This is a genomic window from Halorussus salinus (genome assembly GCF_004765815.2).
Classification (GTDB): domain Archaea; phylum Halobacteriota; class Halobacteria; order Halobacteriales; family Haladaptataceae; genus Halorussus; species Halorussus salinus.
Window position 1 is genome coordinate 148,501 of the sequence record NZ_SBIS02000012.1, and the last position, 11,857, is coordinate 160,357.

Consider the following 11,857-nt stretch of genomic DNA (forward strand, 5'->3'; position numbering starts at 1 on the left):
ATAATACAGTCTCATTATCAAAAATAGCGAAGGTCAGCTTAGGCGTCTTCGCGAGCAGTTTCAAGCGCCTGATGCAGGTCCCGGTTCAGGACCGGAGCGATACCCTCGACCTCGTATCCGCGAGCATTCAGTTCTGAGTGAATGAGGTTCGCAATCTCGCGGGCGTCCTCGCCGCCAAGGTCGTCCGGGTCTACCCCAAGTGCTTCCCAAAAGGCGACCATTTCTACTCTCCTCCCTCGCTCCACATCTCTGATTCTTCACCGCCGACCGGACACGTTCCTCGCGCCCAGCCTGCACGGACGACTTGCCACTTCCCGCCGGGCTGGCCGCCGAACCGACATGGCTCCTCACCGGCCGAGGCCGCTGGGAACGACTTGACGACTCCGAGTTGCAGATTCCACGTCGCAGCGTCTCGGAGGATAGCTGTCAGTGCCGGGCGGCCCGTCCATACGTGAACTGCCTCGGGGGCAAGTCCCGAGGCTTCCCGTGGATTACTCGGACACACCCACACGCCCATCGGTACGGCGACCTGTCGCGGTCGGGTGGGTCACGGTCGGGGCGTCCACGGCCCCCGATGCCTGCCGTCGCACCGTCCGAACAACGGGAAGGCTGTTGAGAGCAGGCACATTCCAATCCTGATGCTTTTTGATGCCTTTCACGGCGATGTTGACGCTTGCACCACGGTCGCTATGGTCTTGATGGGAACACGACCGACACTTGAACCGCTTCTTGTTACGGTTCGCACGATCCGTATGCCCACACATCGGGCACCGTTGGCTGGTGTACTTAGGGTTAACCCACGCGGTCGGAACCCCTTCGAACGACGCCTTGTACGATGTAAGGAACTGAAGGGCGCGGAACGGCAAGTGGTGCAAGCGTCGGTTCATCCGGGTACCGTAGTCGAGACCGTCGCGCATCTCTTTGAGGTCTTCAAAGACGATACACGGCTTCTCGAACTGTTGGCTCCACTCCACGATGTGACGGCTCATCTTATGGAGTCTATCGTGGACAAACCGTTCCTCACGCCCTTCCAGCGTATCGTGAATACTGTCTTTCCCCGCGTTCTGGACGCGCTTTCGCATCGTAAAGTAGCGGTGGCGCTCGAACTTGATTTCGGGGAACTCGATAACCAACGTGTCCTTGACGCCATGCTCGGAGAGTGCGGTGAGCGCCACGTTGTCCTCGTTCACGTCCACGCCGACGACCGTCCGTGAGTCCTGCTTGTCTCGAACAGTCTGTTCGGTGTTGGTGACGTTGACGTGCAACTCGGCGTTCTCGTTGTGGAACAAGGCTTCTGCCGTCCCAATCTTCCACTCGTCACTTTTGAGTGCGGTCTTGAGAATGTCGAGGTGGGCGTCACTCCCTTTGAGGACGCCCTTGACGTGATTGTACGGCTTTGCACTGATTCGGAACGCCACGTCGCCATCGCCGGAGAGCGACAGGTTGTACCCCTCCTCGTAGTTCGCACGAAGCGGGTACACACTATCCTTGGTGTGACTCGGGAGTCCAAAGTCGTCGCACTCGTAGTAGTTCTCCATCATGCCGAGTGCCTTTGCAACGACGCGCTGAGTCGTGTTCTTCACGAGGTTGGCGTCGTCGGCCACGCGGTCGGGAATCGCGTCCCAGTCCACGCCTTGCTTGGCGAGGCGGATAGTTTCGTTGTACACCCGGCGGGCTTCGAGGGTGGCGTCGTACAGCAGGCTCTCATTGTCACTCTGAATGTCGAGTTGGAAATCCAGCGTCTTGACGAGAGCCTGTGAATCAGTCATTCTTCGTCTTGTTCGGTGGGTTCCGAGATTCGGACGACTTTCACGTTGGCCCCACGCCAACGTTTCGGGACGGTGACGTGGGCGCTGTTCCCAAACGGTTTGACCTCGCCGTCAAGAACTTCCTCGCCGTCGATTTCAAAGCGATTCGCCATACCTGTGTATATACTTTATATATACTTAATTGTGTCGGATACTTAGCCTCAATATGGCCGAGAAGTGGTCGAACAACACGGTGTACACCGTCAACTACCACTCCGTGTGGTATCCGAAGTACCGCCACGCGATACTCGAACCAACCGAAGACTCGCTGGACGAGTGTTTCCGCGACACATGCGAGGAGTACCAACCTACACGAACGACTCTACCAATACATCACGACGCACCAGTACAACCCTGCTCGGGCGTGTTCCACCCCGACCACAGACGCTGTTGGCGGTCGAACCTCTACCTCACCTTCTCCACGGTTGCCGCTGGATGCCGCTGGAATTGACAGACATACTAGTAGCCAGACGGTGCCACCGCCACGAGGAGCCACCCTAAGGGGCGGGCTACATGTCGTGACGGATCCAGACCGCGACCGGTTAGGGGTGGTTGCGTGAGAGGTGTCTCCCTCTCGGGGCCTGATCTGGTCCGGCCACTCCGTTATCCGGCCACCTCGTCTGTTGCCGGACTCCCTGCGTCACCCAGCGACGGTTCGCCTGGTAGGTCGGCCTCCTCGGTCAACACCACGACGTTCTCCTTGTAGGTCAAGCCGTCTGTGGTGCGTTTCTTCTGGGTGGTGATGAGCCGGTGCTTGCTTAATTCGGCCATCGCGTCGAGGGTGCGCCGTGCCAATTCTTGGGCATAGTTCTTCGACACACCTTCTTCGTTCGCGCGAATCCAATCAGCAAGATCTGACGACTTCAGGTAAACACGCCATCCGCTACTCCCGCTCGTCCATAACTGGTATCGGCCGGAATCGTCACGCTCCCGCCATGCCTTCGCTGCAAGCTCGTCGGGCTTGCGGTTAGTAACGCTCGCGAGCATTTCATCATCGTAGCGAGCGAGGCGTTGGATCGGTAGCAGGTCGGCCGTCGAGTGGGCGACTGCGCCACCGCGATTGAGTGCGTCTTCCTCGCCGGGCAGGCGGGCGTAGTGGTTGCCGTCGTCTTTCGTAATCCGTTCGACACGCTCACCATCCACGTCGAGAAGCTCGTCCATGATGTTCGGCTCGACGTTCTCGTACGCGAGGTGCGCGCCTTTCTCTAGCTCGCGGGACTGCAGTTCCGCGATCATTGAGCGGGTGCCGTTTGCTTTCGCTTCGAGGGCGTTGAGTCGCGCGTCGTGTTCGCCTTCGACTGTCTCCTCTATATCTGTGAGTCGCGTTTCGGCCTCGCGGCGCGCCTCGCGCTCTTGGGAGAGTTCGTCGCGGAGTTCGGTTACTTCTGCTTCAAGGTCGGCAATCTGTTCTCGGAGGTCGGCGGTCGCTTCCTGAATGCGTTGGTCAATGAGTTCGTCAAGCTGTTCGTCGGCCGGAGTCTGCGATTCGTCGGTGGGGGTGTCGGTGGTCATCGGTTCTCGGGAGTGATCTTGGGTGATTCGGTGGCGATACCGCTAGGCGTGCATGCGCGCGAAGAGGAGCGAACAAGGGGGCGTCTGGGCTACCCGCGTGTTCTCCCGTGTAGGCGTCGCTGTCGCGGACACGATGGGTCGGCGGGCAACTCGAACTCGGCCACGTCGATATCGAGTGAGGCAGCGGTCCGCACAAACAACTGGGTAAGGAGAATCCGGCCCTCCTCGGTGAGGTCGCAGGTGAATCCGCGTGCGTCGTCAGGGTGGTCGCTCTTCGTCAGGAACCCCTGCTCGACGAGTTCGTTGAGCCGCGGGTAGAACTGGCCGCCCTCGGTGTTGGTCTGGCCGAGTGTTTCGAGTTCGTCCTTGACATCCGTCCCAACCGGTGTGTCGTTCGCTTGGTTCGCGCGGTAGGTCGCCAGCAGGAGGTCGCGTTTGTAGCTCGTGAGATCGGCCGCCATCTCCGTGAGTGAACGAAACGAATTCATCGACGGTCACCTCCCGTGCGAGCAGTAGATTCCGTGGGCAGTGTGCAACCGCAGGGCTGGAGGGTGTGTTCCGTGGGACTATCGGCAGTGATCGCGGCAATCTTCGAATTACAGCACGGACACTCACCATCTTCAAGCGTCGTCGTCGTACTCATCGGTCGGTCACCTCCTCGTTCGCGCGGCGAATCCGCTGGCAGAACTGGCACGGCGCGTACCGCTGGTCTTGAGCGTCGGCGCGGGCGAGTTGTGTGAGGTCGTCGTGGTCCACCGGGCACAGCGGGGTATCGTCGTGGTCGGTCTCGTGGTAGGCGTACGTATTCGTCCGATTCGTCGTCCGGACGAGAACGGTGTCACTTGCGGGAAACGGATCCTGTTCGGTGCGGCGATCCAGTTCCTCGCGCGTCGGGTCAGCAACCGTCTCCGGGTCCGGACACGTATGGCTCGACAACTGGACCGTCGGCGTTCCACACCCGTCGCACACATCGAACGTCTCGGGAATAGCTTCCGAGAGGTCCGGCCCGACCTCCTCGACCGCCTGCGTCATGACTCGCCCTCCCGTTCGAAGGCGTTCGTTTGGCTCGGGGCAGAATCGGACTCAAGTTCGATGCCGGTCTGTTCTGCACGTCGGCGCGCGAATGTATTCAGCAGGATGCGGGCTTGCTCAGTCGTCGCATACTCGTTGGTGCGGCCATCGCGTTCGGCCTTCTCCAGCAACCCGCGCTCAACGTGTTCATCTAAATTCTGGTACAGCCGCGAATGATTAATCTCCTCGGGGTACTCGGTATCGAGATACTGCTTGATTGCGAGGCCCTTCGGTGGACTGTCGCGACGTTCGAGCGCCCGGACCGCGAACAAGAGATCGCGCTCGAACGCACGGAGGTCCGCGACCGACCAAGAGGAGTCCACGCTCATCGCGGGACTCCTCCCGTCGTCAGGGTAGTTGCTAAGCTAGTCGCTGGTCGTGCGGGACATTCAAGTCCCGTCTGGGTAAACGCGAACATGCGGTTCGTTCTCTTAACGACCGCACGATAGGCCCGTGATGCCCCACGGGTCTTTTCTAAGACCAGATGGCCTACCGAGCAGTCTTGTTTTCTCGATTATAACAGGGGATACTTATTTCTAATGCATAATACTATGCACCAGAATATGCTGTTTTGTGCATTAAGATCGCCTATCAGCGGCGTTAAATGGCTTATACCCATTCCAGATACCACAAATGAGACGGCCGCACGTTGATTGGATGACTCGTGCGGACGATGCAATTCTCGAATTTCTACTTAACGAGGGCAATGAAGAGTTGGTTGCTACTCCCGGTGTTATTGAGGCGAATCTCCCATATACACTCTCAACGGTAAATCAGCGCCTGCGCGAACTCAAAAATGGGAATCTCATCGCGTATGAAAACGAAGAGCGAGCATTATACAAACTAACTACAAAAGGTCGCGCATATCTCGCTGGCGAACTTGACGCAGAAGAACTCGAAAGCGGCGAGAAGTAGTTGATGATCGGTCGGTCAGTCCATCGCTGGACACGAATTTTTTAGTGTTTCTGGTCGTCTTCGTCGTGGCGACCGTCGGGTTCGTAGTTCGGATGGCTTCGCTGGTGTAGTCCGGTTCCCTCGATCGTCGTGTATCCAGCGCATTTTGAGTTCGATTTGGCCCGTATCTATCTTCATCTTGGCCACGGTTTGGTGGCATACTCGGCGCAAGACCGTCCGACTAAAAGGGCGTATGGCGAGCGTGAACGAATAAACCCAATTATTGACAGTATGGCATCTGGTTCATCGATGAGTAGGCAGTAGAGTCGATGAACCGAAGTCAACGACTCTCGATACCATATTAGAGTTACAACAGCCTATTTTTAATATAGCGTACGCTTGGCATGACCCAAATATATAAATCCCATAACCAATTATCCTAGATCGAGGCTAACAAATGACAACTTGGGCTGAAGATTTCTACGAAATCCCGGAGGCAGTAACCGCCAATGAAGAGCTTCAAAACAACATTTTAGACTTAGTAAATGAACAACCTATTCACGGGAAGGTAACTCAGGGGGGTAACCGAACCGAATCTCTCCGTGAAATCTTGAGAGAGTATTTCCGAGGTGAGACCAACTTAGAGCAAGCGTTTCAAGAAGTCTCCTCGGAATTGCCGCGCCACGAGTCACCTCACGCGAGCAACAATCAGGTATTCGCAAAGGGGTGGGCAGAACGGTTAGTTCGGACACAAGCCAGTCGGTTCTACAACCAAGCCGTACTCCTGCTTCTGCAAGAACGCGGCGACCAGACCTGTTTCATCCCTCACTCTTCCGAAGAGGATGTTAGTTCTGACTGTACGCAGATGCTGGCAGGAAATGAAGTAGAAATTGAATTACTCTTAAATCGACTGCGGCGCGCCCATGTAGATGGGGAGTGGCACGAAGAGGTTATGATTCCAGACCATCCGCATTGTACTCATACAGTTGTCTCTACGTCAGAATCCATGTAGGAAGCAAAACACCTCGATTGGTAACTACCCAAAGTCGTCAAAATCGGCTTGCTCAGCTATTTTCTGGACAAAATCTGTGCCGTTCATGCGCTTCTGAATCGCTTGAGCAGTTTTCGGTGAAATTTTCCATTTATCTGCTGAGTCTGCTACATTCTCAATATACTCTTGAAGTTCTGACCGCTCGAGGATTTCGATTACCTTCTTAGTCTCGTCTACAAATCGAGACTGTTTCTCAGACCCGATATGGTCCCAATGAGGATGAGCCTCCTTCACTATTTGTTTCGTCTTAGTTGTGTTTTCCATAAGGGCAGTCCGGAGTAGCGCCTGAATAATTGTAGCCACGAATTGCTCGCGGTCTTCTGGTTGGTCAACGTCGAAAGGATAGTATTCCGTGGGAAGAGCCTCGTCTGGGTCCATATTGATGGGGAACCGGGATGCTAGCTCCGAAAATTGGAATGGAAGAGAGTTTTCGATTAAGACTCCACTCGTGGAAGAGTGCGAAAACTGTACAAATGGTGTATCTGTCTCCGTTAACAACTCCCTTGTCGAGAGGTCAGACAGCGAAGAGTAACAAACCTCGAGTCCGAACTTGGAGGAGTCAAGTAGGGCATCTAGATTCGTTCGGTCCAATAGTTTCTCGGGATTTTTCTCGAATCGTTTATATCGTCGAAGTTGGTCCGAATCCAATCTCTCAGATTTGCACTCCGCGATTATTGAATAATTATCCAACTCAGAAGATAGGATAATATCAGGATGGACATCGTCGTCTCCAATTTCAAATTCGTGTTCGATTAAATCACATGCATATTTTCGATCTGACAACGAATGGGAGAATCCTTCGTTACCTTTTGCAAGGGAGATCCAACCGTTTATTTGAACCGTATGAGCCGAGACACTATACATCCTATATGTCCATCACTGCTGCGGGGTCATAATGTTGTTGAATATTAGAAAATATTCGGAGGGCAGTGTTACCGCAAGCGTCGTCATAGAGGTAGACACGAATCCAAGTTGGGCCAACCTCTAAGGTGATTTTGTCCCCGTTGTGGAGATCGACTCCTTTCATCTTGTAATAGTTCTCGCTAAGCTGTGTCGTCGTCCCCATCAGACGGAAGGGATTTTTTGCGTTAACGACGTATGAGAGGAACTCTTCAATGTCATTTATTCGGTTTTCTAAGTCGATACGAAGATGTTTCCCATTAACTCGGGTACCATGATCTACTTCGCTATAGGAAAGCCGATACTTTCCCTCTATTTCGTGGACCATCTCCCGGTATATGTTTTTCACCTTCTCTACAATGTCGAGGTGCAGTTGGATATTAGTACCTCCACGAGCAGTAAATGCCCCGTCGCTGGTAATCCGCTCCGTGATATAGTCCGACCCTTTACTGTGGCGGATTTTAACCCGTGAAAGGGAGAGTATCTTCTCAATGTCTATATCGTCTTGAAACAGCGAATAGATTCTATTAGTATCTTCACCATTTAGGTCCAGTCGAAGGTCACCAATCCCACCTTGCTCTTTGATATACTCTGGTGGGAATGCATCTTCACCCAGTTGTTTTAGACCAGCACCTTGGAACTCACCCCACTCTATTATTTCCTTTTGGGTACCATTGGGAATCCAAGGGTGATCAAGACCATTACCATCCGTTGTCGTCAATCTATTGAAAGTCTGTTGAGCAGATTGCGAGCCTTCCAGTGTGTAAAGTGACCAAAATCGGTTATCGCTGGCATCTAAGTAGTAAGTACCTCCATCACCGTAATTAATATCCAACCGGTATAGTTCGGCGTCAATAGGGCTATATGTAGTTATTATTTCACTCTCTTCAAGGAAATCCTCGGCCGAAACATTAGACTCAATAACATAGGTCTTGACCATTTCCTGACCTTTGTCAAGTCGCTGATCTTGAGAAAGATTTCTTTGAGTGCCCACTAATCGTTGTTGAAAATAGTCATGTAATTCGTTCCGGCTGTAGAATTCAGTTGTGGACATTTTTTATAGCTAACTTGTTCATTAGGTGTTCTGTACTAACTTAACTAAAGGCTTGTGTAAATGCGTTTTTACTACGACCGGATTCGTCGTCCTAAGAGGAGGGCCTCCATGCACTTGATGATTCCCCTGAAATCGGTCATTTCACCACTCTCTATATCTAAAGTCAACTTCTAATACCCTCACTACAGAGACCGCCGACGAAATGGTTCAAATATGGAGTCTCCACGCGCTCCTCGTACGCCGAGTCCAACTCACCTCGTTGCAACATCATTGCCGGTAAAACAAGACCTATCCGAGTAATCCGGAATTGTGTGGTGTGACTGAGCGAGCTTCAAGCGGCGGACCGTATCACTACTAACCAATGAGACCGTCTTTTGGATAGAACTCATTGGTTAGCAGTGCATGGAATTGGATTCTCCCCGCTTGGAAACACCTGCTTGGTCGTATGGTGAGAAATAGATTGCACCGGCAATAGTGCTAACCAATGGATTCAACTCCGATAGCCGATTCATTGGTTAGCGTGAGACGAATCCTATTCCGACCGTTTCCACCGAATTCAGATACCAAGAAGCAAATATAGCGATTGAGAGCGGTTCTGACTAACCGACCCCTCGTCCACTATGCGTCGCTTCCGTCGGCTGGCCCGCTGTACTCCTCCAACTCGACACCCGTCAACACTAACCGAGTCGTTTGCGACGCCGCCACTTGCAACACTCCGAGGAACGCGGTCGCCACAACCTCGACTGTTCCGAGCGTGGGCGTCTCGATCTGGCCACCGTTACAGTCGCGACAGTACACCCGCGGGAGGTTCCACTGGTCGTGCCCGGCTGTGCGATACGCATAGACGGTGACGCAATGTCCGTCATACAGGTCCCGGCCACAACAGCAACAGGTTCCTCTCGCACCGTCCAGCCCGACCTGCAATCCAGTAAGCACCTGCTCGACATCCGTCTCGACGCACACGGTTTCGGCCTCCGACTCAGCGTACGCCATCTAGCGACACCTCCAACACACCACACCTTCACCGCTTGTCTGACCGCCACACTCGGGACAGTCCGCAACATCAAGTCCGAGGCCCGACCGCCGCGCTTGTTCTTCGGCGCGCTCCATGCGCTCGCATTCACGACAGATCCGGTGGGGCGTCGAACACCCACATTTGCGACACCCCATACTCACACCCCTTCCGAACGGACTACACTCGGTTTGCTAGCGGTACGCTTTTCTTCGCGTAGTGTTGACTCAAACATGGCTTTCTCCGTGCAACGGAAAGCCGTGGTCTCGGGTGTTGGCGCACCCGCGGACCGTTCTCCCGAGGAGAGAGAACAAGCCCGAATAGCCTCGGCTTTCCTAACTAGAGTTATACACTTATTTAACTTAAAACTACTGGATGCAAAACGTAGGTTAGAACTCCCATCGGCAAAGAAAATATGCGTTTCACACCACTCGAATCGTACTTAAGTTGCGCTCTATACCGGCTACTGAGATTGGAGTCCCTCCGGTTTTTGAAGTATGTTGAGCTAACCAATGAAGGCCGCTGTTTAGTTGGCGTCATTGGTTAGTAGGACGGCGATGGAGAGAGTGTCTCTTGAAGGTGTCTGAATCGTGTGGGCTTTCATGATTTTCCCGTGCCCAAGGAGGTTTACTGAAATGACTTGGACAATACCTTTTTTCGGTATTCACGATTAACAGCAGTACGGTATACCGCGGGGTTATGCGAATTACGGTGTGATGACCGCTCTGCACGGCTCATTTCTGTTTGAACTGCCCTCTGCCAATCTTCTTCGATTGTATTAGTAATGTGTACGTCAAGTGGAGTCGGGAACTCAAACCAATAAGGGTCGGTATCTGATGGCGTTGAAAACTGTCCAAAATCACTGATATATTCAGATAGTTCTGTGACCGCGATACTATCACCCGGTAGCATCAAACCAATCTGGGCTTGATCGAGATACGCCGTTAGGACGTATCGTTGGTTCACGTTCACTGCAATCTTTCGGGAAGTTGGAACTGTAGTTGCAATGCGCTCGTCACCCTCGTCCAGTCCTGTGAAATCAATCAGCTTGCTAATCCAATCAAAATAGGCTTCTATCCACTCTTTAGAGGGCGTGTGTTCAACAGCTTCCACGAGATCTTCGTGTTGGGTGTCCTCAACAGGAGTTGATGACGGCTTCGAGAATGGAAGTGAGTTGTTGATTGATGGCCCGGTGTTGGTCATAGATACTGTTGGGTAGTCCGTTGTAGACTGTACGTCATCGGCATACGTCTGTAGCTCCGAAAAATCAGTTAGTTCGGTGTGAGACCAGAGCTGCTCAAACCACTGTTGAAGTTCCGCTGTTTCAGACTCATCATCTAAACGAACGCCAATCTCAGCATTCCTACTGAGGCCAGCGTCCGTCAGATTAGCAGAACCAATAAACGCAGTAGCATCACCCACCACCAGCTTCGCGTGTAGGTTTCGACAGTCATGGATTGACTCTCTATTCTTCTTGATAAATTCAATAGTGCTATCTCGTTGGTCGGCAGACTGCGTTCGCATCCATTCTTGCACATCGGTGATGAGCCGCCAAGACTCGCAAGAGTCGATGAGTTCGCGAAGAATACTCAGTGTGATATAAGGGGATGCAATAGCCAGTGATTCGGCGTTAGATAATTCTTCAAGAGTGTCATTGAAGGGAGAAACACCACCATTGCCATCAAAATCGTGGTACAATAATTTCATACTCATGAATTTTCAATCGGATATTTCTACTCCTGTGCTTGTAATAGTGTTCCTAGAGAAGCTGAATGGGCAATGATGAATATGCGCGCTGTATTCATCATGAAGCGTTCTATCAATTCGCGGAGTTCGACCGCCGCGGCAGGACCAACTCCGACACACCACAGTCGCGTGCCGTCTACATGACGGAAATTGGAAAACATCGTTTACTCCTCGGGCACTCGCTCCCCAACGCCATACTCCAGTACCTTACGGCCCTCCTCGGTCAACCCGTACACACTCCCGTAGCCCTCACACTTCGCCACTACTCCATCCCACCGGAGCGTTTTCAGCACGGGGTAGACGCTTGATTGGCTCGCACCCGAGGAGTACAGTTAATCCAGCACTTCACCGAGGTTGTGGTGGTGAAGATGGCATGATATCGTTGTTTCCGAGTTTGAAGCGGAAAATCGTTTCTCAAACACTAGATTGTCGAAAGTGAAGTTGTTCTACGTCCTTCGGAAGCTCCTCGAAGTTGTCGTCTGCTCCAGCGGTGAGGGTTGCATTGCGTTCGTGGACTAAGGCAGTTGCGTGAGCGTCGGCGAGCGAGATTTGACCATCGGCCTTCAGTCCGCCAACGAGTCGCCAGTCCATCCGCTCGATGCCTAAGCCACAACGTTCGAGGGCGCGCAGGTCTCGGTCGGCCGCTCGGAGGGATATGCAGTAGTCGGCGTATCGTCGGCAGCTCCCTCGAAACGGACGACGAAATAGAATACTTTACTGGCGTTCGCCTCGGCCTGCTCTTTCTGTAGAGAGTCGAGGGGGGTTCTGGCAAGGAAGTTGCTTTGTGAGAGTGTAAGCTGGGAATTTAA

The 11,857-nt window shown here is 53.1% G+C and carries 13 protein-coding genes and 2 pseudogenes; 3 read left to right on the forward strand and 12 right to left on the reverse strand.

Going from position 1 to position 11,857, the window contains the following annotated elements; all coding sequences use genetic code 11:
- Nucleotides 1-38 precede the first annotated feature (38 nt).
- The 3 genes from EPL00_RS21645 to EPL00_RS21655 form a co-directional block, all read right to left on the reverse strand.
- A complete protein-coding gene (locus EPL00_RS21645; protein ID WP_135855277.1) occupies nt 39-221 on the reverse strand; it encodes a hypothetical protein in 183 nt (60 codons plus the stop codon).
- Nucleotides 222-491: 270 nt separating this feature from the next.
- Nucleotides 492-1,769, reverse strand: a complete 1,278-nt coding sequence (locus tag EPL00_RS21650; RefSeq protein WP_135855278.1) for an RNA-guided endonuclease InsQ/TnpB family protein — start codon at nt 1,767-1,769, stop codon at nt 492-494.
- Complete coding sequence (locus tag EPL00_RS21655) at nt 1,766-1,921, reverse strand: DUF2080 family transposase-associated protein (protein ID WP_135855279.1); 156 nt, start codon at nt 1,919-1,921, stop codon at nt 1,766-1,768. The genes EPL00_RS21650 and EPL00_RS21655 overlap by 4 nt, the downstream gene beginning before the upstream one ends.
- 53 nt (nt 1,922-1,974) lie before the next feature.
- On the opposite strand from EPL00_RS21655, the pseudogene EPL00_RS21660 reads away from it, so the two are divergent.
- A pseudogene (locus EPL00_RS21660) lies at nt 1,975-2,112 on the forward strand (transposase); the annotation flags it as partial.
- A gap of 299 nt (nt 2,113-2,411) precedes the next feature.
- Here EPL00_RS21660 and EPL00_RS21665 read toward each other — a convergent pair.
- From EPL00_RS21665 to EPL00_RS21680, 4 genes are all read right to left on the reverse strand, one after another.
- The gene (locus tag EPL00_RS21665) at nt 2,412-3,320 is read right to left on the reverse strand and encodes a hypothetical protein (protein ID WP_135855280.1); all 909 of its coding nucleotides are present in this window, start codon (nt 3,318-3,320) and stop codon (nt 2,412-2,414) included.
- Nucleotides 3,321-3,409: 89 nt separating this feature from the next.
- Nucleotides 3,410-3,808, reverse strand: a complete 399-nt coding sequence (locus EPL00_RS21670) for a helix-turn-helix domain-containing protein (RefSeq protein ID WP_135855281.1) — start codon at nt 3,806-3,808, stop codon at nt 3,410-3,412.
- A 151-nt stretch (nt 3,809-3,959) separates the two neighbouring features.
- Nucleotides 3,960-4,352, reverse strand: a complete 393-nt coding sequence (locus tag EPL00_RS21675; protein WP_135855282.1) for a hypothetical protein — start codon at nt 4,350-4,352, stop codon at nt 3,960-3,962.
- Nucleotides 4,349-4,720, reverse strand: coding sequence for a helix-turn-helix domain-containing protein (locus EPL00_RS21680; RefSeq protein ID WP_135855283.1), 372 nt, complete (start codon nt 4,718-4,720; stop codon nt 4,349-4,351). The genes EPL00_RS21675 and EPL00_RS21680 overlap by 4 nt, the downstream gene beginning before the upstream one ends.
- Nucleotides 4,721-5,048: 328 nt before the next feature.
- Between EPL00_RS21680 and EPL00_RS21685 the strand changes: the two genes are divergently transcribed.
- Nucleotides 5,049-5,306 (forward strand): ArsR family transcriptional regulator, encoded by a 258-nt coding sequence (locus EPL00_RS21685; RefSeq protein WP_135855284.1) that lies wholly within the window; start codon nt 5,049-5,051, stop codon nt 5,304-5,306.
- A 436-nt stretch (nt 5,307-5,742) separates the two neighbouring features.
- Nucleotides 5,743-6,297, forward strand: a complete 555-nt coding sequence (locus EPL00_RS21690) for a hypothetical protein (protein WP_135855285.1) — start codon at nt 5,743-5,745, stop codon at nt 6,295-6,297.
- Nucleotides 6,298-6,321: 24 nt separating this feature from the next.
- Here the strand turns inward: EPL00_RS21690 and EPL00_RS21695 are convergent, their stop codons facing one another.
- The 5 genes and pseudogenes from EPL00_RS21695 to EPL00_RS24220 all read right to left on the reverse strand — a co-directional run.
- Entirely contained in the window at nt 6,322-7,200 is an 879-nt protein-coding gene (locus EPL00_RS21695) for a hypothetical protein (protein WP_135855286.1), read from the reverse strand.
- A 1-nt stretch (nt 7,201) separates the two neighbouring features.
- The gene (locus EPL00_RS21700) at nt 7,202-8,290 is read right to left on the reverse strand and encodes a hypothetical protein (RefSeq protein WP_135855287.1); all 1,089 of its coding nucleotides are present in this window, start codon (nt 8,288-8,290) and stop codon (nt 7,202-7,204) included.
- Between the two features lie 618 nt (nt 8,291-8,908).
- Nucleotides 8,909-9,283, reverse strand: a complete 375-nt coding sequence (locus EPL00_RS21705) for a hypothetical protein (RefSeq protein WP_135855288.1) — start codon at nt 9,281-9,283, stop codon at nt 8,909-8,911.
- Nucleotides 9,284-9,929: 646 nt separating this feature from the next.
- Nucleotides 9,930-11,009, reverse strand: coding sequence for a phospholipase D-like domain-containing protein (locus tag EPL00_RS21710; RefSeq protein WP_162224302.1), 1,080 nt, complete (start codon nt 11,007-11,009; stop codon nt 9,930-9,932).
- A 453-nt stretch (nt 11,010-11,462) separates the two neighbouring features.
- Nucleotides 11,463-11,782: pseudogene (locus EPL00_RS24220) on the reverse strand (PIN domain-containing protein); the annotation flags it as partial.
- Nucleotides 11,783-11,857 lie beyond the last annotated feature (75 nt).